Source organism: Halomonas fontilapidosi (assembly GCF_014192285.1).
Taxonomy (GTDB): domain Bacteria; phylum Pseudomonadota; class Gammaproteobacteria; order Pseudomonadales; family Halomonadaceae; genus Halomonas; species Halomonas fontilapidosi.
Genome location: NZ_JACHXQ010000002.1, coordinates 425,026 through 449,413, shown reverse-complemented (window position 1 = coordinate 449,413; position 24,388 = coordinate 425,026). Strand labels below are relative to the sequence as shown.

The 24,388-nt window shown below is 66.1% G+C and carries 18 protein-coding genes and 4 tRNA genes; 15 read left to right on the top strand and 7 right to left on the bottom strand.

All coding sequences use genetic code 11. The features are described 5' to 3' along the window. Nucleotides 1–34: 34 nt before the first annotated feature. Nucleotides 35–790 (bottom strand): glycerophosphodiester phosphodiesterase family protein, encoded by a 756-nt coding sequence (locus tag FHR95_RS05695; RefSeq protein WP_183313679.1) that lies wholly within the window; start codon nucleotides 788–790, stop codon nucleotides 35–37. Nucleotides 791–939: 149 nt separating this feature from the next. Here FHR95_RS05695 and FHR95_RS05690 point away from each other — a divergent pair, with 149 nt between their 5' ends. The 6 genes from FHR95_RS05690 to FHR95_RS05665 all read left to right on the top strand — a co-directional run bounded on the left by FHR95_RS05690 (nucleotide 940) and on the right by FHR95_RS05665 (nucleotide 6,537). Further along, complete coding sequence (locus FHR95_RS05690) at nucleotides 940–1,524, top strand: hypothetical protein (protein WP_040187668.1); 585 nt, start codon at nucleotides 940–942, stop codon at nucleotides 1,522–1,524. An 83-nt stretch (nucleotides 1,525–1,607) separates the two neighbouring features. Further along, nucleotides 1,608–2,585 (top strand): NADPH:quinone reductase, encoded by a 978-nt coding sequence (locus FHR95_RS05685; RefSeq protein ID WP_183313678.1) that lies wholly within the window; start codon nucleotides 1,608–1,610, stop codon nucleotides 2,583–2,585. Between the two features lie 31 nt (nucleotides 2,586–2,616). Then, nucleotides 2,617–3,606, top strand: coding sequence for a metal ABC transporter solute-binding protein, Zn/Mn family (locus FHR95_RS05680; protein ID WP_183313677.1), 990 nt, complete (start codon nucleotides 2,617–2,619; stop codon nucleotides 3,604–3,606). Beyond that, nucleotides 3,603–4,406 carry a metal ABC transporter ATP-binding protein gene (locus FHR95_RS05675; protein ID WP_052448915.1) on the top strand — a complete coding sequence of 268 codons (804 nt, stop codon included), beginning with the start codon at nucleotides 3,603–3,605 and terminating at the stop codon, nucleotides 4,404–4,406. Before FHR95_RS05680 ends, FHR95_RS05675 begins: the two co-directional genes overlap by 4 nt. Then, entirely contained in the window at nucleotides 4,400–5,620 is a 1,221-nt protein-coding gene (locus FHR95_RS05670; RefSeq protein WP_221199217.1) for a metal ABC transporter permease, read from the top strand. The genes FHR95_RS05675 and FHR95_RS05670 overlap by 7 nt, the downstream gene beginning before the upstream one ends. After that, on the top strand, nucleotides 5,617–6,537 hold the full coding sequence (locus FHR95_RS05665) for a metal ABC transporter permease (protein ID WP_040187665.1): 921 nt from the start codon (nucleotides 5,617–5,619) through the stop codon (nucleotides 6,535–6,537). Before FHR95_RS05670 ends, FHR95_RS05665 begins: the two co-directional genes overlap by 4 nt. Here FHR95_RS05665 and FHR95_RS05660 read toward each other — a convergent pair. Then, the gene (locus FHR95_RS05660) at nucleotides 6,534–7,451 is read right to left on the bottom strand and encodes an SIS domain-containing protein (protein ID WP_052448914.1); all 918 of its coding nucleotides are present in this window, start codon (nucleotides 7,449–7,451) and stop codon (nucleotides 6,534–6,536) included. The genes FHR95_RS05665 and FHR95_RS05660 overlap by 4 nt on opposite strands. 243 nt (nucleotides 7,452–7,694) lie before the next feature. On the opposite strand from FHR95_RS05660, the gene FHR95_RS05655 reads away from it, so the two are divergent. From FHR95_RS05655 to FHR95_RS05640, 4 genes are all read left to right on the top strand, one after another. Further along, complete coding sequence (locus FHR95_RS05655) at nucleotides 7,695–8,501, top strand: enoyl-CoA hydratase/isomerase family protein (RefSeq protein WP_183313676.1); 807 nt, start codon at nucleotides 7,695–7,697, stop codon at nucleotides 8,499–8,501. 96 nt (nucleotides 8,502–8,597) lie between these two features. Then, nucleotides 8,598–10,790 (top strand): acetate--CoA ligase family protein, encoded by a 2,193-nt coding sequence (locus FHR95_RS05650; RefSeq protein ID WP_183313675.1) that lies wholly within the window; start codon nucleotides 8,598–8,600, stop codon nucleotides 10,788–10,790. Continuing rightward, nucleotides 10,787–11,593: an enoyl-CoA hydratase-related protein gene (locus FHR95_RS05645; protein ID WP_183313674.1), complete on the top strand. Its 807-nt coding sequence runs from the start codon at nucleotides 10,787–10,789 to the stop codon at nucleotides 11,591–11,593. Before FHR95_RS05650 ends, FHR95_RS05645 begins: the two co-directional genes overlap by 4 nt. 133 nt (nucleotides 11,594–11,726) lie before the next feature. Continuing rightward, complete coding sequence (locus FHR95_RS05640) at nucleotides 11,727–13,598, top strand: SLC13 family permease (protein WP_183313673.1); 1,872 nt, start codon at nucleotides 11,727–11,729, stop codon at nucleotides 13,596–13,598. 52 nt (nucleotides 13,599–13,650) lie between these two features. Here FHR95_RS05640 and FHR95_RS05635 read toward each other — a convergent pair whose 3' ends face one another. The 4 genes from FHR95_RS05635 to betI all read right to left on the bottom strand — a co-directional run bounded on the left by FHR95_RS05635 (nucleotide 13,651) and on the right by betI (nucleotide 20,200). Beyond that, nucleotides 13,651–16,098: an acyl-CoA dehydrogenase gene (locus FHR95_RS05635; protein ID WP_183313672.1), complete on the bottom strand. Its 2,448-nt coding sequence runs from the start codon at nucleotides 16,096–16,098 to the stop codon at nucleotides 13,651–13,653. A 157-nt stretch (nucleotides 16,099–16,255) separates the two neighbouring features. Next, a complete protein-coding gene (gene betA / locus FHR95_RS05630; protein ID WP_183313671.1) occupies nucleotides 16,256–17,947 on the bottom strand; it encodes a choline dehydrogenase in 1,692 nt (563 codons plus the stop codon). Nucleotides 17,948–18,082: 135 nt separating this feature from the next. Beyond that, nucleotides 18,083–19,582, bottom strand: a complete 1,500-nt coding sequence (gene betB, locus FHR95_RS05625) for a betaine-aldehyde dehydrogenase (RefSeq protein ID WP_183313670.1) — start codon at nucleotides 19,580–19,582, stop codon at nucleotides 18,083–18,085. A 12-nt stretch (nucleotides 19,583–19,594) separates the two neighbouring features. Next, nucleotides 19,595–20,200 carry a transcriptional regulator BetI gene (gene betI / locus FHR95_RS05620; RefSeq protein ID WP_179862063.1) on the bottom strand — a complete coding sequence of 202 codons (606 nt, stop codon included), beginning with the start codon at nucleotides 20,198–20,200 and terminating at the stop codon, nucleotides 19,595–19,597. Nucleotides 20,201–20,380: 180 nt separating this feature from the next. Between betI and FHR95_RS05615 the strand changes: the two genes are divergently transcribed. The 5 genes from FHR95_RS05615 to FHR95_RS05595 all read left to right on the top strand — a co-directional run bounded on the left by FHR95_RS05615 (nucleotide 20,381) and on the right by FHR95_RS05595 (nucleotide 21,988). Further along, on the top strand, nucleotides 20,381–21,346 hold the full coding sequence (locus FHR95_RS05615; protein ID WP_040187657.1) for a choline ABC transporter substrate-binding protein: 966 nt from the start codon (nucleotides 20,381–20,383) through the stop codon (nucleotides 21,344–21,346). 85 nt (nucleotides 21,347–21,431) lie between these two features. Beyond that, nucleotides 21,432–21,508: transfer RNA gene (locus tag FHR95_RS05610), tRNA-Met, on the top strand. 144 nt (nucleotides 21,509–21,652) lie between these two features. Then, nucleotides 21,653–21,728, top strand: a tRNA-Asn gene (locus tag FHR95_RS05605). Nucleotides 21,729–21,789: 61 nt separating this feature from the next. Beyond that, a tRNA-Asn gene (locus FHR95_RS05600) sits at nucleotides 21,790–21,865 on the top strand. Between the two features lie 47 nt (nucleotides 21,866–21,912). Then, nucleotides 21,913–21,988 (top strand) — tRNA-Asn (locus FHR95_RS05595). Nucleotides 21,989–22,236: 248 nt separating this feature from the next. On the opposite strand, the gene FHR95_RS05590 is transcribed toward FHR95_RS05595, so the two are convergent. Continuing rightward, nucleotides 22,237–24,288: a carboxy terminal-processing peptidase gene (locus tag FHR95_RS05590; RefSeq protein WP_183313669.1), complete on the bottom strand. Its 2,052-nt coding sequence runs from the start codon at nucleotides 24,286–24,288 to the stop codon at nucleotides 22,237–22,239. Nucleotides 24,289–24,388 lie beyond the last annotated feature (100 nt).

The following is a 24,388-nucleotide window of genomic DNA, read 5'->3' as shown; positions in this document are numbered from 1 at the left end:
TTTGGGGCGGCCCGCCTTGTTGTGGGGTAAGGGATCAGGCCTCGGGCAGATGGCCGAGGAAGCGCGCCGGGTCATCGCTGATCACCGACTCGACGCCCCAGTGCCAGCGCGGGGCGAAGGCGGTGGGATCGTTGGCCGTGTAACAGAGCAGCCGATAGCCTGCGTTGACGACCTCGCTGGCGCGCATCCGACTGAGGCGCTTCCAGTCGGCATGCACGCTCAAGGCCTGCACTGGTTCACAGCGTCGGCGCCAGTCACGGCCGACCGCTTCGAAGAGCACGCCCAGCGCCAGCGAGTCTGGCCCGGCTAGGTCGCGCGCTCGAGCCAGGGCCGTGTCGTTGAAGGAGGAGACGAGCCGTTGCTCGGGTGGCAGGACGTCCATCACCGCGGGCAGGGTGGCCTCCACCAGGGCCAGCGGGTCGCGGCCGCGATTCACCTTGAGCTCCAGGTTTACGCCCATCGCCAGTTCGTCGAGCAGCGCGAGCATCTCGGCGAGGGTGGCCATGCGTTCGCCCAGGAAGACGTCGCCGAACCAGCTGCCCGCGTCGAGCCGGCGGACCGCGGCCAGGTCCAGCTCGGCCAGGCGTCCGCGGCCATCGGAGCAGCGCCGGATCGTGGCGTCGTGCCAGATCACCGGCGTCCCGTCGCCAAGTAGCTGCACGTCCAGTTCCACCCAGGCGATGCCCGCGGCGTGGGCGGCGCGTACGGCGGAAAGCGTGTTCTCCGGGGCATGGGCGGAGAGGCCGCGATGGGCGATCAGGCGGGGCAAGGAGATGTCGGGATGGGGCATGCACGGTCGTCCTGGTCTGCGGGGTGCCGTCCACCGGCGGCGAGAAATCGGCCTATAGCGTATCGCCATCCGCCATGGGCTGGATATGGTAGGCTGCGCGATTTCGACGCCGGAGATGGTGCCGGCGCTGACCAAGCGAGGGCCGCGAGATGAGAGTCGTACATATCAAGAATCCCCAGCAGCGCGAGGCCTGCCTGGCCCGCCTGTGCGCCGAGGCCTATGGCCAGCAAGCGGGCCTCAGGCCGCTGGCGACCTTTGCCGGTACCCTGGGGGTATTGGTCAAGCAGGAGGCGGCCAGGGTGCTGGCGCTGGTGGATGACGGGTCGCGTCCGTTGGCGCTGGCCCTGCTGGTGCTCGACGAGGTTGGCAGCAGCATGACCGTGATGCTGCTGGCCGAGCTTGACCAGGACCGGGAACACCAGCACGTGGCGCGGCCGGCCGAGCGCCTGGTCGCCGAACTGGCGCTCAAGGCCCCCCTGCGTGTCGATGCCCGGGATGCCGAGCAGGAGGCACGTTTCCGTGAAGCCGGCATCACGCGCTGGCTGGAGGGCAAGGCGGGTGTGCGGATCGGGCTGGGCCCCAAGCATCCAGCCACCTCTCTCGAGGACCTGCCTCGGGCGCTGACCTTCGATGAGGCGGCGGTGATCCAGTCCTTCAAGCGTGACCGCCCGCAGTTCGATGACTACAAGGCGCGCTTCATTCGTGGCCTGGAGTCCTTTCCCGCGACCCTCTGACGAGTGGCGTGACTTGACCCCGCGGAGCCACGGCGCTTGACTGGGTGGCTCATCTCGCAGGCAGCAGAAGGAAAGCACCCCCCATGGCCAAGCGCATCCAGTTTGCCCGTACCGGCGGACCCGAGGTCCTCGAGCTCGCCGACGTCGCCCCGGCCGAGCCGGCACCCGGCGAGGTTCGCGTCACGAATCAGGCCGTCGGGCTCAACTTCATCGACATCTACTTTCGCACCGGCCTCTATCCGGCGCCGTCGCTGCCTTCCGGGCTCGGCACCGAGGGGGCCGGCGAGGTCGATGCGGTGGGCGAGGGCGTTGCCCACCTCAAGGTGGGAGATCGCGTCGCCTATGCCCAGGGGCCGCTCGGGGCCTATGCCGAGCAGCATGTACTGCCGGCGGAGAAGGTCGTGGTGCTGCCCGCTGCCATCGGCGTCGAGACCGCCGCGGCCAGCATGCTCAAGGGGCTGACCGTTCACTACCTGATGCGCCAGACCTATGGGCTCAAGGGCGGCGAGACGATCCTCTGGCACGCTGCCGCCGGGGGGGTGGGCTCGATTGCCTGCCAGTGGGCGAGGGCGCTGGGCGTGAAGCTGATCGGCACCGTCAGCTCAGCGGAAAAGGCGGCGCTGGCCGAGCGCAACGGCGCCTGGGCGACCATCGACTACACGCGGGAGGACGTCGTCGAGCGTGTGCGCGAGCTGACTGCAGGCGAAATGTGCGACGTGGTCTACGACTCGGTGGGCAAGGACACCTGGGAAACCTCGCTGGACTGCCTGAGGAAGCGCGGCTTGATGGTCAGCTTCGGCAACGCCTCGGGTGCCGTGGAAGGGGTCAATATTGGTATCCTCAACCAGAAGGGATCGCTGTTCGTCACCCGTCCGAGCCTCAACGGCTATGCCGACACCCGAGAGCGGCTGGAGTGGATGGCTGGTGAGCTCTTCGACATGCTGGAGAGCGGCAAGCTGACGGTCGACATTGCCCAGCGTTTCCCGCTGGCCGAGGCCGGTGAGGCCCAGCAGGCATTGCAGGGCCGCAGGACCACCGGGTCCACCATCCTGTTGCCGTGAGTCGGTCACTATCACTCCCCGAGGAGCGTCGATGAAAGCTTTCCCGCGAGGTAGGTCCGCGCTGAGCCTCCTGCTGTTCACCTTGTCGGGCATGCTGTCCGGCCCCGTGCTGGCCGACGAGGCCGAGGCGCCGCTGCAACTGGTCGCCACGACCGCGATGGTCGCCGATGTCCTGCGCGAGGTGGGCGGCGAACGGGTCGAGGTCCAGGGCCTGATGGGCCCCGGGGTGGATCCGCACCTCTATCGTCAGACCCGCCGCGACGTTACCGCCATGACCCGGGCGGATGCGGTGTTCTGGAATGGCCTCAACCTCGAGGCGCAATTGCGCAACTTCCTGTCACGGCTGGCACAGCGCAAGCCTGTCTTCGCCGCGGGGGAGGCGGTGCCGGCCGAGCAGCGCCTGGCCGACGAAGCGTATCAGGACCAGCCCGACCCCCACGTGTGGATGGATCCCGGCCGCTGGCGGTGGGTGGTGGAGGGCATGCGTGATGCCCTGGTCGAGCTGGCCCCCGCGCATGCCTCGGAATTCCAGGCGCGCGCCGAGGCCTACCTGGCCGAACTCGAGGCGCTGGATCGCTACGCTGTCGGGGTGCTTGACAGCGTACCGGCCTCGGCGAGGGTCCTGGTCACGGCGCATGATGCCTTCGGCTACTTCGGTGACGCCTATGGCTACGAGGTGCTGGGCATCCAGGGGTTCTCCACCGAGAGCGAAGCCGGCCTGGCGCGCATCGAGTCACTGGTCGACGTGCTGGTGGAGCGCCGCATCGGTGCCATCTTCATCGAGTCCTCGGTGTCGGATCGCAATGTTCAGGCGCTGGTCGAGGGCGCGGCCGCCGAGGGCTGGGCGGTAGAGATCGGAGGTGAACTCTATTCCGATGCCATGGGACCGGCCGCCACCTACGAGGGCACCTGGCTTGGCATGCTCGATCATAACGTCACCCTGATCGCCCGCGCGCTGGGCGGTGAGGCGCCTGCCGAGGGGAGGCTGGGTCGACTGGGCCAGCAAGGTGAGAACGAATGAACGACGCCCTGCAGCTCTCCGACGCGGTGGTCGCAAGCCCGCTGGCGATCCATGGCCTGACCGTCAGCTATGACCATCGCCCGGTGGTGCACTCGGTGGACTTCATTACCCCGCCGGGCAGCCTGACCGCCATCGTGGGGCCCAACGGGGCCGGCAAGTCGTCCCTGCTCAAGGCGGTTCTGGGCATCACGCGGCGACTGACCGGCGATGTCCGAGTGTTCGGTGAGCCCTACGACGGTCGCTCCCGTCGTGTGGCCTATGTCCCCCAGCGCAGCAGCGTCGACTGGGACTTTCCGGCAACGGTGATCGACGTGGTCACCATGGGGCTCTTCCGTGACCTGCGCTGGTGGCAGCTGACTCGCCGGCACCACCGCGACAAGGCCATGGAGAGCCTGGGCCGCGTCGGCATGGAAGCCTTTGCCCAGCGCCAGATCGGCGAGCTCTCCGGCGGCCAGCAGCAGCGGGTGTTTCTGGCCCGCGCGCTGACCCAGGAGGCCGATCTGACCATCCTCGACGAGCCGTTTGCCGGGGTCGATGCAGCCACCGAGAAGGCCATCGTGGAGGTGCTCAAGACCTTGCGCCGCCAGGGCAGGACGCTGCTCTGCGTGCATCACGACCTGGCTACGGTACGCGACTATTTCGATCATCTCCTGCTGCTCAACGTGCGCCGCATCGCCGCCGGACCGGTGGCGACGACATTTACCGCACAGAACCTGCAGGAGACCTACGGGGGGCGACTCGGTGATGTGCAGCTGATGCAGCTGCTGGACGAGGCCCCGCGAGGATCACGGGAGTGCTGAGCGTGGAAGCCTGGTGGCGTGCCCTGATCTTTGATGCCGGTTACAACACCAGCCTGGTGACCCTGGGGGCGATGCTGCTCGGGGGCGGGGCGGGGATGATCGGCAGCTTCGTGTTGCTGCGCAAGCGCTCCCTGGTCAGCGATGCCATCAGCCATGCGACCCTTCCCGGCCTGGCCCTGGCCTTCATCCTGATGGCGCTGATCTTCGGCGATGGGCGCTGGATGCCCGGCCTGCTGATCGGCGCCGGCTTGAGTGCCGCCGCCGGGCTGTGGGCGGTGCAGGCCATCAGCCACCGCACGCGACTGGGCGAGGATGCCGCGATCGGCGCCGTGCTCTCCACCTTCTTCGGCCTGGGCGTCGTCTTGCTCACCGTCATCCAGTCGATGGCGGTGTCCGGCCAGGCGGGCCTGACCGGCTATCTGGTCGGCTCCACTGCCGGCATGCTGGCCGCCGAGGCACAGCTGATCGCGCTCTGCGCCTTGCTGCTGGCGGCCGGCATCATCGTGATGCGTCGCGACTTCCTAATGGTCTGTTTCGATCCCGTCTTCGCCGCCACCAACGGGGTGCGGGTTCAGCGCATCGACATGCTGCTGATGCTGTTGCTGCTGGCGGTGGTGGTGATCGGGCTGCGAATCACCGGCCTGATCCTGATCGTGGCGCTGACCATTATCCCGCCGGTCACCGGGCGCTTCTGGACCGACCGGCCACTGCGCGTGGTGACGCTGGCCGCGCTGCTCGGCATGCTGGCCGGGTATCTTGGCGTTACCCTGTCCAGCGTTCGGGAGGGGCTGCCCACCGGCCCGCTGGTGGTGCTGGCCGCCTTCGTGCTGTTCCTCGTCTCCTTCCTGGTCTCGCCGCGACGCGGCATCCTGGCCACCCTGATCGCCCATCAGCACTTCAAGCGGCGGGTCCACCTACGCCAGGGGCTGCTGGCGCTGGCGCGAGACGAAGCGATCTTCGACGACCTGACCGTGAAGGTGCTGCGGCGGCAGGGCTATATCCGCCGCGATGGGGTGGCGACCCCGTCCGGCTGGGCGGCGGCGCGGGACGCCGAACACGAGGAGCGGCTCTGGGCGCTCTTCCGGCGCGAGTATCCCGAGGACTCCGCCCAGCTCGATCATCGCGGCTTGTTGCCGATCGAACGCGTGCTTTCGCCGGACACGATCATGGCACTCGAGAGCCGTCTGATGAAGGGGCGGGAGGGGACCCCATGAGCGATTTTCTGATGTTCAGCCTGGTCCCGATGGCCGTCGCCCTGCTCATCTGCCTATCCTGTGCCCTGCTCGGCAACTTCCTGGTACTGCGACGCCAGAGCCTGATCGGCGATGCCATCAGCCACGTTGCGCTGCCGGGTATCGTGGCGAGCTTCTTGCTCACTGGGACGCTGGCGTCCTCGGCGATGATGCTGGGAGCGGGGGTCTCGGCCCTGTTCACGGTGGCGATGATCGAACTGATCCGGCGTCTGGGGCGGGTGGAGAACAGCGCGGCCATGGGGGTGGTCTTCACCAGCCTGTTTGCCCTCGGCGTGCTGATGCTGGAATGGAACGAGGTGGGCACGGTCCACCTGGACGTGGAGCACGCCCTCTACGGCAACCTGGAAAGCCTGATCTGGTTTGAAGGCACCAGCCTCGCCTCGCTGGTGGATCCGCAGGCCCTCGCCACGCTGCCACCGCAACTTGGCCGGGCCGCCTGGATGGGGGCCCTGGTGGTTGGCTTCGTCGTGGCCTTCCGCCGCGGCCTGGTGATGGCCAGCTTCGATGCGGACTTCGCCGCCAGCGTCGGTGCTCGCCCGTCGCTGGTCGGCCTGTTGCTGGTGCTGATGGTGGCCGTGGCCGCGATTGCCGCCTTCGAGGCGGTCGGGGCGATCATCGTGATTGCCATGTTCATCTGTCCCGCCGCCACGGCCCGCTTGATAACCAACCGTCTCGCCACTCAGGTGGCCTTGAGCCAGCTGATCGCCGCGGTATCGGCGCTACTGGGCTATGTGCTGGCGGGCTACGGCCCGGGCTGGATGGGCTTCGAGGTCTCGCTGAGCGCGGCCGGCATGATCGCCACGCTCTCCGGCGGCTTCCTGCTGCTGGCCTGTCTGTTCGGCCCCTACCGCCATCGCCGGGAAGCGCTCAGCGGCTAATCGATATCGATGTAGGCGCCCATCTCGCGCATCCGTGATTCGAAGCGTGCCACGTTGTCGACCAGATCGTCGGGGCCGAAGGCCACGCACTCCGCCAGCAGCACCTCGATCAGCGTGATCGCCGAGAGGATCGAGGGAAAGAAGTGCGGCGTGGCGTTGGCCACCGGAAAGGTGATGCTGGCCCCGGGGACCAGCGGCGAGCGCATGGTATCGGTGACCACGATGGCGTTCACGCCATTGGCGCGAGTGATCTCCAGGGCGCGCATGGTCTCGGCACAGTACGGCTCGAAGCCAAAGGCGATCACCACGTCGCCCTCGCCGAAGGGGGCCAGCTCGGTGAGCAGGCCCCCTTCCTGCCCGCGGATCAGGTGAATGTCGGGCATGGCGATGCGCCCCACGTAGGCAAAGTGGTAGGCGCAGGCGAAGGTGTCGCGAAAGCCGACCACGGCTACCTTGCCGGCACCGAGCAGCAGCTGCGCCGCCTCGCGGACCTTCTTCTGGTTGTCGGCGGTGAACAGCCGCCCGATGTTATCGAAGGCCGCATCGCCGACGTCGAGGAACACCTGATCGTCGGTCTGGCTGGCCAGGCTGCGCAGTTGGCTGGCGCGTCCCGAGAGCTCCACCGGACCGGCCTGTACCGCCGACTGGAAGACGTCGCGGAACTGTTCATAACTCTCGAACCCGAGCCGTTTGGCCAGCCGCATCAGCGTCGAGGGGGTGACCTCGGCGGCAGCGGCCGACTTGCGGATCGACTGGAAGGCGATTTCCACCGGGTGTTCCAGCACGTAGCCGGCGGCCAGCTTGAGCTGTGGGCTCAGCTCCGGATACGCCTCAGCCAGCTGCTGGTTGACGGCATCCAGGCCTGCCGGGGCCTCAGCCGGCACCGCCGGGCTCGGGGTCTGCGGTTCCAGCACGCGATTCTCCTCAGCTGATCATGTTGATGGCATCCGCTCAATTGCGCGGGCGGGCATTGTAACGCATGTGGATCGGCATGAATGAAACAAATGTATCTTATGATAAAGAAAATGGCACATCTGTATTGACGCCTGGCGGAGCCTTCGTCTAGAATGCTCGCACAACAGACGTACCTTTTTATCTCTATGAGTGATACGTTTGTTTCAGTTGTCGTCCGCCACGTCAGGAACCCCGACCCCGCCATGAGCCACTCCGCGAAGCATTCTGCCTACGAGACCCTGATCACCCAGCGCCACGGCCAGGTACTGGAAATCCGCTTCAACCGCCCGCATCGCCTCAATGCGGTGGTCGAGGCGTTGTATACCGAACTGCTCGATGCGCTCGCCGTTGCCTCCAGCGATGTCGACATCCGTGCCGTGATTCTCACCGGTGAGGGTCGCGCCTTCTGTGTCGGTGCCGACATGAAGGAGCATGGCAGTGCCAAGCGTTCGCTGTTCCAGCGCCGCCAGTACCTGCAGCTGGGCAACGATGTCTGCGAGGTGATCCTGCGCCTCAACAAGCCGGTGATTGCCGCCGTCAACGGCTATGCGCTGGGGGCTGGCGCCGAGATGGCGGTCTCCTGCGACTTCATCCTGATGGCGGAGGATGCCCAGATCGGCTTCCCCGAGACCAGCATCGGTACTTGCGTGGGCGGTGGCGTCTCCAAGCTCCTGCCCGAGCTGGTGGGTCTGGCCCAGGCGCGCCGGCTGCTCTTCACGGGTCGGCGCATCGATGGCGAGGAAGCGGCCAGTATCGGCCTGGCGACCTCCAGCTGGACGGCCGATTCCCTGCTCGACGAGGCCCGCGCCCTGGCAGGCCAGCTGGCCAAGCAGGCCCCGGTCTCCATCGCCATGCTCAAGCGCCTGGTCAACCAGGGCAGCGACACCCACCTCGAGAGTCAGCTGCAGCAGGAACTTGATGCCGTCTTCACCTGTTCCACCACCGAGGACTGGCAGGAGGGCGTCGATGCCTTTGCCGAGAAGCGTGCGCCCTTGTTTAAAGGAAAATGAGCCCAGGGCACGCCATCTCCCCGATCTTCCGTGCCCGGTGAGTCATCGGGCCCGTTGTCACCGTTCAACGACCCTTGCGGTCAAGGTCAGCAGCACATGAATCCCATTGAAGGACACCTTCCCGTTCGCAGCCCGCTGCATGACATCCTGGCGCCGGCCGGCATCGCGGTGGTCGGCGCCTCTGCCGACCCCACCAAGCGTGGCTACAAGGCCATGGTCGGCCTGATCAAGGATGGCTATCGTGGCGACATCTATCCGGTGAACCCCAAGGCCGACATGATCCTCGGGGTCAAGGCCTGGCCGTCGGTCACCGCCATTCCCGGTAACCCGGAACTGGCACTGATCTGCACCCCGGCCTCCTCGGTGCCGGGGCTGATCGCCGAATGCGGCCGTCGCGGCATCAAGGGAGCGGTGATACTCGCCAGCGGCTTCGCCGAGATCGGTGGGGAAGGTGCCGAACTCGAGCGCCAGATGATGGAGAAGGCCCGTGCTCACGGGGTTCGCCTGATCGGACCGAACACCTCGGGCATCTTTAACCTGCACCACCGGATCAACCTGCTGGCGCTGGACAACGTCAAGGCCGGCGACGTGGGCATTATCTCCCAGTCCGGCAACATGCTGTTGTCGCTTGCCCTGGAGGCCCAGCACAACGGCCAGGTAGGGTTCTCCACCTACGTGGGCCCCGGCAATCAGAGTGATATTGGCTTCAACGACTACCTTCGCTACCTGGGCGAGGATGAGCACACCCGTGTTGCGACGCTCTACGTCGAGGGCTTCCGCGACGGGCGAAAGTTTCTCGAGGTGGCGCGCGACGTCACCGCCATGAAGCCGGTGGTGGTCTACAAGTCGGGTTCCACCGAGCAGGGCCAGAAGGCCGCCAGCTCCCACACCGGGGCCCTGGCCGGCAGCTACGCCATGACCGTCGACCTGCTCAGGCAGTCAGGGGTCAGCGTGGTGCAGTACTCCGACGAGATCCTCCCGGTGGCCGAGGGGCTTGGACTGTTGCAGAAGTCCCGTGGCAAGCGGGTAGCGGTCATCTCCGATGGTGGCGGCCAGGCGACCATTGCCTCCGATCGCCTGGCCGAGGCGGGCCTTGAGCTCGCCGAGCTCTCCGACGCCACGCGCCAGAAACTGCGCGAGGTGCTCTTCCCGCAGGCCTCTACCGTCAACCCGGTCGACGTGGCCGGCTCCACTGACGCCAACCCCTCCTTGCTCGCCACCTGCATGGAGATCGTTGCCGCCGATGACGAGGTCGACAGCGTCTTCCTGGTGGGCATGTTCGGCGGCTACAGCATCCGTTTTGCCGAGTCACTGCTGGGTGACGAGATGCGTGGTGCCGAGGCGATGGTGGATCTGTCCAATGCTACCGAGAAGCCGCTGGTCGTCTACAGCCTCTATACCCCGATCAAGCCGCCGGCGCTGCGCCGTCTGCACGAGGCGGGACTGCCGGTCTACGCGTCCATCGAGCAGTCGGTTCGGGTGCTCGCCGCGTTGGGCGAGCGCGGCCAGTATCTGGCGCAATACCACGGCCACACCCGCGAGACGCCGGTGGATGCCCGTCCCGAGCTTACCGCCATGTTCCGACAGGCCCAGGCCGAGGGTCGTGACCTCTTCGAGTACGAGGCCAAGCAGCTGCTGCGCGACCATGGCGTCGAGGTCCCGGAGGAGCGCGTCGTCAGGAACGAGGCCGAGCTGGCCGCGGCCGCGGCAGTGCTCGGTGACACACCGCTGGCCATGAAGGTGGTCTCCAAGGACATTCTGCACAAGTCCGACGCGGGGGGCGTGAAGCTCAACGTGGTGGGCGCCGCGGCCATGCAGGATGCCCGCGAGGCGATCCTCGACTCCTGCCGCGAGTATGATCCCCACGCCGAGGTCGAGGGCGTGCTGGTGGCGCCCATGGCGCAGAAGGGTGTGGAAGTGATCGTCGGCGTGATCCGCGACCCGATCTTCGGTCCGGTGCTGATGTTCGGCCTCGGTGGCATCTTCGTCGAGATCCTCGAGGACGTGGCCTTCCGCGCCATCCCGCTGTCGCGCTTTGATGCCCGCTCCATGGTGGAGCAGATCAAGGCGAAACGAATCCTCGAGGGCGTGCGCGGCGAGTCGCCGGTGGACAAGGAGGCACTGATCGAGTTGCTGCTCAAGGTGTCGAGCATCGTCGCCGCTTACCCGGATCTCAAGGAGCTCGACCTCAACCCGGTGATCGTCAACGCCGACGGCTATGCGGTGGTCGATGCACGGGTTATCGTCGAGCGTGACAGCAATGCCATCGACAAGGACGCCCACCCATGAGCCTGACCCAACCACAACTGACCGATGCCCGCCTGACCCTGGAGGATAGGGTGGCCACCCTGACCCTGGATCGGCACGACGTTCGCAATGCCCTGACGGGCACCGCCCTGGTGGATGACATCGTGGCCGTGGCCGACTGGGTCAATGCCAGCGACGAGGTCTCCGTGCTGGTCATCACCGGAGAGGGCTCGGCGTTCTCTGCTGGGGGCAACGTCAAGGACATGGCCGAGCGTGGCGGCGATTTTGCCGGTGACGTGGCCGAAGTCGCCAGCCGCTACCGGCGGGGCATTCAGCGTATCCCCCTGGCGCTGCAGGGCGTGGAGGTGCCGATCATCGCCGCGGTCAACGGCCCGGCGATCGGCGCCGGTTTCGACCTGGCCAACATGGCCGATGTGCGCATCGCCTCTCGCAAGGCCAAGTTCGGTGAGACCTTCCTCAATCTGGGCATCATCCCCGGTGATGGTGGCGCCTGGTTCATGCAGCGCTTGATCGGCTATCAGCGCGCCTTCGAGCTGACGCTTTCCGGCCGAGTGATCGATGCCGAGGAGGCCAGGGAATATGGCATTGTGCTGGAGGTCACCGAGCCCGAGGCGCTGATGGAGCGGGTCGGCGAGATGGCCGGGCAGATGGCGGGCCAGCCGCCCAAGGCAACGCGCCTGACCAAGCGACTGATGAAGATGGGCAGCCGCATGGAACTGCCCGACTTCCTGGATCTCTGCGCAACCTTCCAGGGCATGTGCCATAACGAACCCGAGCATCTCGAGGCCGTGAACGCCATGCTGGAGAAGATGGCCAGGAAGTAGCCGTCGAGATCCTTGCCTCTGCTCGGAACCCGGCCAAGGCCGGGTTTCGTGCGTCCGGGTGGAGTAAAGGGCTGGCTTTTCTGCCCTGCGGCTGGTGTGCTTGAGTCTCTACGAATCAACACACGGAGGTGTCATGGCCGATAGCACGCTGGTCTTCATCGTCCTGGGGCTGACTCTGGCCGCCTTTGTCTGGGGGCGCTTTCGTTACGATCTGGTAGCGATCTCGGCACTGCTGGGGGCGGTGATGCTCGGCCTGGTGCCGGGCGACGAGGCCTTCCACGGCTTCGGTCATCCGGCGGTGATCACCGTGGCCGCAGTGCTGGTGCTCAGTCGTGCCTTCGAGCGCTCCGGGGTGGTGGACCTCATCGCCGAGCAGGTGCTCAAGGTCGGCGAACGGCTCTTCTTTCAGCTGGCCGCGCTGGTCGGGACCGTGGTGGTGCTCTCTGGCTTCATGAACAACGTCGGCGCTCTGGCGCTCCTGCTGCCGGTGGCCATGCGCCTGGCACGTGAGCATGACACCTCGCCGTCGCTGTTGCTCATGCCGCTGGCCTTCGGCTCGCTGCTGGGCGGGCTGACCACCCTTATCGGCACCCCGCCCAATATCATCATCGCCAGCTATCGGGGCTCGGTCACCGGCGAGTCCTTCGGGCTCTTCTCCTTCTCTCCCGTGGGCGTGGCCGTCGCCCTGGTCGGGCTGGCCTTCATCCTGCTGGTCGGTTGGCGGCTGGTACCTCAGCGTGCCGGCAAGGCCTCCACCGAGGAGATGTTCGACACCTCTAACTATCTGGTCGAACTCGAGGTGGATGAGCAGGCGAAGGCCAATGGCTGGACGCTGCGTGAACTGCAAGAGGCCCTGGAGGAGACCGTCCCGGTGCTTGCCGTGGTGCGCGACGACAAGCGTCACGCCGGCCATGCCTTCCACGGTGCGCTGCGCACGGGCGACATCCTGCTGATGGAGGCAGGCCCCGATGACATGAAGCTGCTCGAGGACAAGGCCGGGCTTCGCGTGGGCAAGGAGCCCGAGGAGAGCGACGAGGACGGCGAGGAGGCCCGGGAGACAGCAGAGGCGTCGTCGCACGAGGCATCTGAGTCCAAAGGCAAGAAAGCCAGAAAAAAAGCCAAGGAGAAGATCAAGAACGTTGATACCGAAGGCCTTCAGCTGCTGGAGGCGGTCGTACGCAACGACTCCATGATGATCAATCGCACCGTCAGCCAGTTGCGCCTGCAGAACCAGTTTGGCCTGCACCTGGTGGCGGTGGCCCGTGACGGGGGGCGTCTCAAGCAGCGGCTTCGTGATATCCGCTTTCGTCCGGGCGATGTGCTGCTGTTGCAGGGCGGCGAGAGCGATCTTTCCGAGAACCTGGCGATCCTGGGCTGCCTGCCGCTGGCCAGCCGCAATCTCTCCCTGGGGCAGCCCCGCATGATGGTGGTCTCGCTGCTGATCTTTGCCGCTGCGATTCTGGCCATCCTGCTGGGTATGCTGCCCGCCGCGGTGGCGCTCTCCACGGCGGCCGTCGTCTCGTTGATGGTGGGCGTGCTGCCGCTACGCGAGGGCTACCAGGCGATCGACGGGCCCGTGCTGGTGCTGCTCGGCGCCATGATCCCGGTGGGCGAGGCGCTGGAAACCAGCGGTGGGGCAGCGCTGATTGCCGATGCCCTGCAGGCCTTCGGTGGACAGTGGCCGGTGGTGGTCACCCTGGCAGGACTCTTCCTGCTTTCGATGCTGCTCTCCAACATCGTCAACAATGCGGCGGCGGCGGTGCTGATGGCCCCCATTGCCGCGAGCCTGGCGCAGGGTTTCGATGCCTCGGTGGATCCTTTCCTGATGGCGGTGGCCGTCAGCGCCTCCTGTGCTTTTCTCACGCCCATCGGCCATCAGTCCAACACCCTGGTCCTGAACCCGGGCGGTTATCGTTTCGGCGATTTCTGGAAGCTCGGTTTGCCCTTGTCGCTGGTGGTGCTGGCCGTGGCGATTCCCATGATCCTGCTGGTCTGGCCACTATAGAAAAAACGCCCCGGCACATGGCCGGGGCAGTGGGGAAGACGAGACGCTGGCGTCAGGCAGCGTTATGGCGTAGCACCTTGCTCTTGTCGATGACGAAGGCATCGTAGGCGAAGTCGTCGACGGTGAGCAGCTCCAGCACCTCGGCCTCGCGCTCACGCATGAAGGTAGCGTCTTCTTCGCTGATGATGCCCGCTTCGCGCGCGGCCTCCACTTGCTGCTCGGGATGCAGAGCATCCGCCGGCAGCTGCCCCTTGGCATGGGCCTTGTTGACCGTGCGGTAGAGCGTCTCGGCGCGGTCCTGGGTGGCGAGCAGGGCGTTGTAGTGGGCGAGCGGATTGTCCCGGCTGCCGTCGTTCTCCTGCCAAGTGCTCTCAAGCAGGTAACGGCGCAGTGCCGTGTCACGGGAGACGGCCTGGGCGATCTCGCGGGTCAGGTCATCCTGAGGGCGCTTCCAGCGGCGACCTGCCGGCATCGCGACAACGCGCAGCAGACGGCCCAGGGCTCGGTTCGGCAGGTTGTCGAAGAGCTCGTCCAGGGCCTGTTCGGCGCGACCCAGCAGGAAACGGCAGCCATAGTGGAGCAGGGCGGCCTCGCCCTCGACCTTGTCGCCCTCGTGCCACTGCTTGAGCGTCATCGAGGCCAGAAAGAGGTTGGAAAGCACGTCACCGAGGCGGGCCGAGAGCATTTCCCGCTTCTTGAGCGACGAGCCGAGGCTCGCCATGGCGGCATCCGCGCAGAGCCCGAAAGCGGCGGAGAGACGGGCGATGTCGCGGGCATAGGGCGCGGCGACCTCGTCGAAGGGCACATTCGCCCGACCAAGCCCCAGGCCCTGGGTAAAGGCACGGGCGGCATTGCCGAAGATCAGTCCGGCGTGACCGAAGAAGGCGCGGTCGAAGGCCTTGAGGTCGTCGGCCTCCTTGGCCGCCAGCTCGTCGAGCACGTAAGGGTGGCAGCGGATCGCCCCCTGGCCAAAGATCATCAGGTTGCGTGTCATGATATTGGCGCCTTCCACGGTGATCGCCACCGGGTTGGCGCTGTAGCCGATGCCGAGGTAGTTGCGTGGCCCCAGGGTCACGGCCTTGCCACCGTGGATGTCCATGGCGTCGCCGAGAATCTGGCGCTGGAACTCGGTGAGCTGGCTCTTGAGGATCGCCGAGGGTACCGCCGGTTTCTCGCCATGGTCGATGGTGTTGGCCGTCTGATAGACCGCCGCCCGGGCGACATAGGCGAGTGCCGCCATGCGCGCCAGGGGCTCCTGGATACCCTCCATTTCGGCCACCGGTACATTGAACTGGCGGCGGATACGAGCGAAACCGCCGCTCCAGCCCAGGGCATAGCGCGCGGTCCCGGTGGCGCCGGAGGGCAGCGTGATGCAGCGTCCGATGGAGAGGCACTCCACCAGCATTCGCCAGCCCTGGCCGATCATCTCGGGCCCACCGATGATGGTATCGAGTGGCACGAAGACATCCCGGCCCTTGATCGGTCCATTCAGGAACGGGCTGCCGATGGGGTGGTGGCGGCGTCCGATCTCCATGCCGTCGGTATCGCGCGGGATCAGCGCGAGGGTGATGCCGCGATCGCTCTCCTCGCCCAGCAGGTGGTCGGGGTCGAAGAGCCGGAAGGCCAGGCCCACCACGCTGGCAATCGGGGCCAGGGTAATCCAGCGCTTCTCGAAGTTCAGGCGCAGACCCAGCACTTCCCTACCGTCGACCTCCTGCCGGCAGACCACGCCGGTATCGGGAACGGCCGTGGCGTCGCTGCCGGCGCGCGGGCCGGTGAGGCCGAAGCAGGGGATTTCCCGGCCGTCCGCCAACCGCGGCAGGTAGTAGTCCTTCTGTTTCTCGGTGCCGTACTTGAGCAGCAGTTCGCCCGGGCCCAGGGAGTTGGGCACGCCCACCGTGACCATCAGCGTCTCGCTGACCGAGAGCTTCTGCAGGACCAGCGACTGTGCCTTGGCCGAGAAGCCGAGGCCACCATACGCCTGGGGGATGATCATGCCGAAGAAGCCTTCCTGCTTGAGGTAGTCCCAGAGCGCCTGAGGCAGGTCGGCGCGCTCGCGGGCAATCTCCCAGGCATTGCACATGCCGGCGGCCACGCTGCACTGGTGGTCGAGGAAGGCCCGTTCCTGCTCCGTGAGCCCCTCGTCACGGTAGCCGAGCAGCGTCTCCCAGTCGGGACGCCCGGTGAAGAGCTCACCGTCCCAGGCCACGGTGCCGGCCTCGAGTGCCGTGCGTTCGGTGTCGGAGACTTTCGGCGAGACCTTCTTGAACAGGGCGAAGAGGCGAGGGGTCAGCCACTTGCTGCGCAGGGCCGGAAGGCCGGCCGCGGCTATCGCCAGGGCGCCGGCGAGCAGGATGACGCCGAGCACCGCGGAGGCGGCGAGCAGGCTTATCAACCCGGTGACGGCGAGCACGACCAGTGCAGGCAGGGCGCCCGCCTCACGGCGCATCACCGCGAGCAGGCCGACAACGGCCACAATCAGCAGGATCAGGGTGAGCATGGAGCGACTCCGGTTGTTGTGATGGAAGGCGAAGGATTCGAACAGATGTTTGAATTCTTGCAGACTAGCTCACTATGTTGCAACCGGCCAGTGCCCATGCAAACGCCCCGCGCTGCAGGGCAGCGCGGGGCGCATTCGTGTGGCGGCTCGGGCGTTGTCAGTCGAGACGGCGCTGGGGCTCATCGCGGGCCGGGGCGTCGCCCGCCACGTAGTAGGGGGCGTCACTTCTCGGCAGCGGCTCGCGCCCGCGGATGCGGTCGGCGATCTTCTCGGCGAGCATGATGGTCGGCGCGTTGAGATTGCCGGTGGGAATCACCGGGAACAGCGACGCATCCACTACCCGCAGCCCTTCCACGCCGTGCACCCGGCCCTGGCCGTCCACCACGGCATCGTCACCTTCGCCCATCCGGCAGCTGCCGCAGGGATGATAGGCGGTTTCGGCATGGGCCTTGACGAAGGCATCCAGCTCAGCGTCGGACTGGACTTCCGGTCCCGGCGAGACTTCCCGGCCACGATAGTCGTCGAAGGCGGGCTGAGCGATGATTTCGCGGGTCAGGCGGATGGCATCGCGAAACTCCTGCCAGTCCTTCTCGGTAGACATGTAGTTGAAGAGGATGCTGGGCGCGGCATCCGGGGCACGGGAGGTCAGACGGATGCGGCCGCGGCTTTCGGAGCGCATGGAGCCCACGTGGGCCTGGAAACCGTGTGCCTGGACCGCACTCTTGCCATTGTAGCTGATGGCAATGGGCAGGAAGTGGTACTGCAGGTTGGGCCACGCTTCCTGGTCATTGCTGCGGATGAAGCCCGCCGCCTCGAACTGGTTGCTCGCTCCCACCCCCTTGCCCAGGAAGAGCCATTCGGCACCGATCTTCGGCTGGTTCCACCACTTCAGCGCCGGATAGAGCGAGATTGGCTGGGTGCACTCGTACTGGATATACATCTCCAGGTGGTCCTGGAGGTGGGCGCCGACGTTGTCGTTGACGTGTACCGGGGTAATGCCGCACTCGTCCAGCACCGCCTGCGGGCCCACACCGGAGCGTTGCAGTATCTGCGGCGAGGCGATGGCTCCGCCGCACAGCAGCACCTCGCGGCGGGCCTGGACCCGCTGCGCCTGGCCCTTGTGCTTATAGCGCACGCCTACCGCCCGCTTGCCCTCGAACTCGATGACGTCGGTGATGGCACGGGTCTCGATGGTGAGGTTTTCGCGCGGCTTCGCCTGGTCGAGGTAGCCGCGGGCGGTGGAGGCGCGCCGGCCGTTCGGCGTGACGAAGCGGTCCATGGGGCCGAAGCCCTCCTGCTGGTAGCCGTTGACGTCCTCGGTCTCCGGGTAGCCGGCCTGCTTGCCCGCCTCGATGAAAGTCCGGTAGAGCGGATTGTTGCCTGCCTTGGGCGTGGCAACGCTGACCGGCCCGTCGCCGCCATGGTAGGCGTTGGGGCCGATATCGCGGGTCTCGGATTTCCGGAAGTAGGGCAGACAGTCGGCGTAGCTCCAGTCCTCCAGGCCCGGCGCCTCGGCCCAATGATCATAGTCCAGGGCGTTGCCGCGGATGTAGCACATGCCGTTGATCAGTGAAGAGCCTCCCAGCCCCTTACCGCGGCCACACTCCATGCGGCGGCCATCCATGTGCGGCTCGGGGTCGGTCTCGAAGGCCCAGTTGTAACGCTTGCCCTGCAGGGGATAGGCCAGCGCCGCCGGCATCTGAGTGCGGAAGTCGAAGCGGTAGTCGGGGCCACCGGCCTCGAGCAGCAGCACCGAGACGTCAGCATCCTCGGTGAGGCGGGTGGCGAGCACATTGCCGGCCGAACCGGCGCCGATGATAACGTAGTCAAATTCACGGATCTGGGACATGAGGTCTCCCGAGGCAACATCAGTACGGGGCTGTTCCGGCGACAGGCCTTCGCGAGGGCGCTAAGAACGTACCCTCACTACGACCTGCCCCCGGCGCCCCCGACAGGTGGGGGTAGCAGGGCGGTAGCGCAGCGCTCAGAACACCGACTCGAAGGGGCCCATCTCGATCTGCACCGACTTGGTCTGGGTGTAGTGGGCCAGGGTCTCGAGGCCGTTCTCACGGCCCACGCCGGACTGCTTGACACCGCCCACCGGCATCTCGGCGGGGGATTCGCCCCAGGTGTTGATCCAGCAGATGCCGGCTTCCAGGCGGTGAATCACCCGGTGAGCGCGGTTGAGATGCTCGGTGAAGACCCCGGCGGCCAGGCCGTACTCGGTATCGTTGGCGCGGCGGATCACCTCCTCTTCGTCATCGAAGGCCAGGATCGCCATCACCGGGCCGAAGATCTCCTCGCGCACGATGCGCATCTCGTCCGTGCAGTCGGTAAATACCGTGGGGGCCGCCCAGGCGCCCTTGCTCCATGCCACGCCGGCTTGCTCGCCCCCGCCCTGCACGTCCGAGGCCCAGGTCTCGCCGCCGGCCAGCAGCGTCGCGCCTTCCTGCTTGCCCAGCGCAATGTAGCTGAGCACCTTGGCCTGATGCTCGAAGCTCACCAGGGGGCCGAAGTTGACGCTCGGGTCCAGCGGGTCGCCGGCCTTGATGCGGGCCACGCGCTCGGCAATCTTCGCCTCGAAATCCGCCTTGACGGCGCCTTCCACGAAAACGCGGGTGCCGTTGGTGCAGATCTGCCCGCTGGAGTAGAAGTTGGCCATCATCGCCGCGTCGGCGGCCCGCTCGAGATCGGCATCGGCGAACACGATCAGCGGCGACTTGCCGCCCAGTTCCATGGTCGCGTCCTTGAGCGTCGAGCCGCCGGCAGCGGCCATCACCTTCTTGCCGGTGCCCACTTCCCCGGTAAAGGTGACCTTGTCGATGCCAGGGTGTGTCGTCATCAGGGCCCCGACGCTGCCGTCGCCGTGGATCACGTTGAAGACGCCGTCGGGCAGGCCGGCCTCGGTGAAGATCTCGGCCAGTCGCATGGTGGTCAGCGGGGTCACCTCGCTGGGCTTGAAGACCACGGCGTTGCCGGCGGCCAGCGCCGGAGCACTCTTCCAGCAAGCGATCTGGATGGGGTAGTTCCAGGCGCCGATGGCGCCGATCACGCCCAGCGGCTCGTGACGTGTATAGACGAAGGAGTCCTCGCGCAGCGGAATCTGGCTGCCCTCGATGGCCGCCGCCAGGCCGGCGTAGTACTCGAGAACGTCGGCACCGGTGACGATGTCCACCGCGGCCGTCTCGCTGATCGGCTTGCCGGTGTTGCGGGTCTCGAGCTCGGCGAGCTCGTCATTGCGCTCTCTCAACAGCGCCACGGCGCGGTTGAGGATGCGGCCGCGCTGCATGCCGCTCATGGCCGCCCAGACGCGCTGGCCCTGGCGAGCCGCAGCCACGGCGGCGTCCACGTCGGCCTCGGCGGCCTGCTGCACCTCGGCGAGTTGGGAACCGTCAAAGGGGTTGACCACCGAAAAGGTCTCGCCGGAGGTGGCGGCCGTGCGACGGCCGTCGATGTAGAGATTCTGGGTCTCGAGGGGTGCCATGGTGACCTCCATTCAGGAAGGGGAAAGGGTGTCTCGGGTGTCGATCAGGCGATTGAGGTAGTCCCGGGCCAGGCGGCGCGCTTCGTCGCTGTCCAGGCCCTCGAGGGTCAGGGCGCCGCGCAGCCATAAGCCGTCGATCAGGGCCGCCAGCGCACGGGCACAGGCGCGAGCCTCGTCGCGGGGCATCAGGCGGCGAAACTGGTGGCAGAGGTTGGCGTAGAGACGCCGATCATTGACCTGCTGCAGGCGCGCCAGCGCTGGCTTGTGCATGCTGCTGGCCCAGAAGGCCAGCCAGGTCTTGGCCACTGGCCCGGTGACCTGGCTGCGGTCGAAGTTGCCATCGATGATGGCGCCGATGTGGTCCCTGGGACTGGTGGTGGTGAGCTCGCGGCGCCGCGCCGCCACGGCCCCGCCCAGGTCGCTGAGGATCTGGCGCATGGTAGCCTCCAGCAGACCGTCCTTGCCGCCAAAGTAGTGACTGATGATGCCCGCGGAGACGCCCGCATGGCGGGCAATACGCATCACCGTGGCATCGTCCAGGCCGACTTCGTCGATCGCCGCCATGGTAGCCTTGATCAGCTGCTGGCGACGGATGGGTTCCATTCCAACCTTGGGCACCGTGCTGGCTCCTTTCCCGGGAATTGATCTTGCAACCACCACATGAAGCGTGGTTACCATGTGCACAGCTTGCCATTTCTTTATTGAACGTTCAATCAATAAAGAGCCTGGTCAAGGATCCCGCTGCTGGTAGTGCTATCGCCGCGGCTATACGTCATGTCCAACAAGAGGAATGCCTTCATGCTGACCCGTAACCTGAATCGTCGCCTTACCCTGGGACTCGGTGCCGCCGCCCTCGGCCTGTCCTTCTCGCCGCTGCAGGCTGCCGAGCCCGAGCGTTGTGAAACCCTGAACTTCGCCGAGGTCGGCTGGACCGATATCACCGCCACCACTGCGCTCACCACGGAAGTGCTGGAGGCCATGGGCTACCAGACGCGTATCGACACCGTCTCGGTGCCGATTGCCTACCAGGGCATGAAGAACGACGACTTCGACATTTTCCTGGGCAACTGGATGCCCTCCATGGCGTCGATCAGCGACCCCTACGTCGAAGAGGGTGACGTCGACCGCCTGGGGGCCAACCTCGAGGGCGCCAAGTACACCCTCGCGGTACCGCAATATGTCCACGATGCCGGCGTCACCTCGGTGACCGATCTCGCCGAACACGCCGAGCGGTTTGACAGCCAGCTGCATGGCATCGAGGCCGGCAACGATGGCAACGAACTGATTCAGCAGATGATCGACGATGATGCCTTCGGCCTGGGCGATTGGCAGCTGATCGATTCCAGCGAGGCCGGCATGCTCGCCGAGCTGCGCGCCCGGGTACCGGAGGAGAAGTGGATGGTGTTCCTCGGCTGGGAGCCGCATCCGATGAACACCAACTACGACATGGCCTACCTGGAAGGCGCCGATGACTATTTCGGTCCCGAGCTGGGCGGTGCCACCGTCTACACCAACACCCGTGGCGGCTTCGTCGAGGAGTGTCCCAATGTCGGGGCGCTGCTGGACAACCTCACCTTCACCCTCGAAATGGAGAACCAGCTGATGGGCGAGATCATGGACGCGGGCACCGACCCTCGTGATGCCGCCCGTGCTTATCTGCAGGCCAACCCCGAGGTCCTTGAGGTGTGGCTCGAGGGCGTTCAGACCCGTGACGGCGAGCCGGCACTGCCGGCGGTCAAGCGCGCTCTGGATATCGAGGCGTGAGGGCCGCGCGGGCTTGCCATGCGGCGGGCTCGCGTGCATAATCCCACTCCGTTGCCCGGCCCACGGTCGGGTAACCCCTTGTTAAGGCTACGTAGCTCAGCTGGTTAGAGCACATCACTCATAATGATGGGGTCCCCTGTTCGAATCAGGGCGTAGCCACCAGGATGCACAAACAACGCCCGCCCGGCCTCGCCCTGGCGGGCGTTTTTTTAATGGGCCCGGCGTGCCTCCCGATGGCGCGCGGTGCCAATCCCCGCTTGACCTGGCGGGCCCGATCCGTATACTACGCCCCGTGCTCGAGGTCATTCCCCGATAGCTCAGTTGGTAGAGCAAATGACTGTTAATCATTGGGTCGCAGGTTCGAGTCCTGCTCGGGGAGCCAGCTTCGCTCTTGCAGCGAAAGATCTCGTTGAAGTTGAAAGCACATTGCGGCATGCGGTCATTCCCCGATAGCTCAGTTGGTAGAGCAAATGACTGTTAATCATTGGGTCGCAGGTTCGAGTCCTGCTCGGGGAGCCAACCGCTCCTGATTGCCTGTCGCATTCCTCGCATCATCCTGCCGTTGTTCCCCGATAGCTCAGTTGGTAGAGCAAGTGACTGTTAATCACTGGGTCACAGGTTCGAGTCCTGTTCGGGGAGCCAGGATTGCCCGGCCGTTATCCGCGCCGACTGTTCCCCCTCATAGCGTTGTTGCCTTGCCCGCGTTCCCCGTTTAGCCGCGGCAATTCCCGAATATGCGCCTTGTCAGCAGACTGCGACCCTCGGCCTGCAGGTCCCGTCAACGGCTGAGATTCTGTCGCGCCTGACGCTGGAACGACGAGCACAGGAAGACGCCGGGCCACAAGGCCCGGCGTCGGCGGTCGTACCTGCGACTGACGAATGCGCGGTGATCAGTAGCCTTTCGCGTAGTGCCAGGTGTCCTCGAGCTGGACGTAGTCGAGAAGAATCTGCGCTGTTTCCAGCACCTGGGCGCGATCGATCGGTTCCTCGTCGCTCTCTTCCTCGTCGCGGGCATCGACCCAGCTCTCAAGTGGCTCCAGGCCAAGGGCGCGGCGGCGCTGGTTCTCGAGAGCGAGCTGCTCGGCTTCCCGAGCTTCCACTTCCTGCTGGCGCTGCTCGCGGTTGAGGCTGACGCTGGTGTGCTGCTCACGCAGCTTGCTGGCAAGCTCGGAGCGCTGCTCGAGGTAACGGAAGTTCGGTTGCTGCTCGGCGCGCTCATCGTGGCGTGCGCGCAGCGTTTCCAGGTATTGGCGCGGCTGGCCATAGGTGCGGTACTGCACTTCGCGGACCGTGTCCCACGGAAGTGCATTGTCGAGGCTACTCTCGCCGATCAGTTCAGGGTCGACCAGGCTCGGGAAGCGGATATCCGGCTCCACGCCGCGATGCTGGGTGCTTGCCCCGGAGATGCGATAGAACTTGGCGCGGGTCAGCTTGATCTCGCCATGGCTGAGCTCGTTGAGGGTCTGGACCGTGCCCTTGCCGAAGGTATCGGTGCCCACCACCAGGCCGCGGCCATAGTCCTGGATGGCGCCGGCGAAGATTTCCGACGCCGAGGCCGAGAGCCGGTTGACCAGCACGGCCAGGGGGCCGTCGTAGAGGGTGCCGCTTTCGGTGTCACCGTAGAGGCTGATGCGGCCACGTGCATCGCGGACCTGGACGGTAGGGCCGCGGTCGATGAACAGGCCGATGAGCGAGTTGGCTTCCTGCAGGGCGCCGCCGCCATTATTGCGCAGGTCGAGCACGATGCCCTCGACGCCTTTGGCCTGCAGCCGCTCCACCTCCTTGGCCACGTCACGGGTGGTGCTACGGTAGTCCTCTTCGCCCGCCTGCCAGGCGTCGAAGTCCACATAGAAGGTGGGAATCTTGACCACCCCAAGGCGGTGGGTGCCGTCGTCGCGGGTGATCTCGACGACTTCGCCCTGGGCGGCCTGGTCCTCGAGGTCCACGGTGTCACGCGTGATCTCGATGACCTTGGAGCGTGTCATGTCGACGGCCTGGGCGGGCACCACGTCGAGGCGTACCACCGAGCCCTTGGGGCCGCGAATCATGTCGACCACGTCGTCGAGACGCATGCCCACCACGTTGACGATCTCCTCGCCCTCCTGGCCCACGCCGACGATGCGGTCGGCCGGCTGCAGCGCCCCCTGCCGGTCGGCGGGACCGCCCGGCACCAGGCTCGACACCTTGACGTACTCGCCATCGGATTGCAGCAGCGCCCCGATACCCTCCAGCGAGAGGCGCATCTGGATGTCGAAGGACTCTCCCTGACGCGGTGAAAGATACTCGCTATGCGGGTCGATACTGCCGGTCACTGCGGCCATGAAGAGGCCGAAGACGTCCTCTTCGTTGGTCTGGCGTAGGCGCGAAAGCTGACCCTCGTAGCGCTGGCGAAGGTTGGCTTCCACCTGCTCGGGTTCCTGGTCGCTGATGGCGAGTGTCAGGGCGGCGTTATCGAGCCGCTTCATCCAGAGCTCGTCCAGCGCCGCCTCTTTACCCGCCCAGGGAGCATCCTCACGCTCCAGCTCGAGGCGCCGGTCGCTGTCGAAGGTGAAGTCGACGCCCTCGTCGAGTCGCTCGAGCAGCCACTCGAAGCGTGATTCGGCGCGCTCGTGATAGCGCTGGTAGAGGTCGAAGGGACGTGACAGGTCGCCATCGAGCAGCGCCTCGTCCATACCAGTTGCCAGGTCGCGGAAGTCGTCCACGTCACGGTCGAGCAGGTAGGCGCGCTGACCATCGAGGATCTCCAGGTAGCGTGAGAAGGCCCGCCGTGACCAGTCGTCATTCAGGCTGACGTCTGCATAGTGGCCGTAGCGCAGCGACTCGGCCGCTTCCACGGCCACCTGGCGCTGGGCGTCGCTCGGCTCGACGGTGGCCAGTACCGGCGTGGTGATCAACAGCAGGGCCAGGGCTGCTGAACGTCCAAGGGTGACAAACAGGCTCATCGATGAAGCACTCCCCGATTCGTGTACACTTGCTCTCTATCCAGACTCCGACCCGGCTGACGAGTTGCATGGACCGAAGGTTCATTGTATCAGCTTGGTT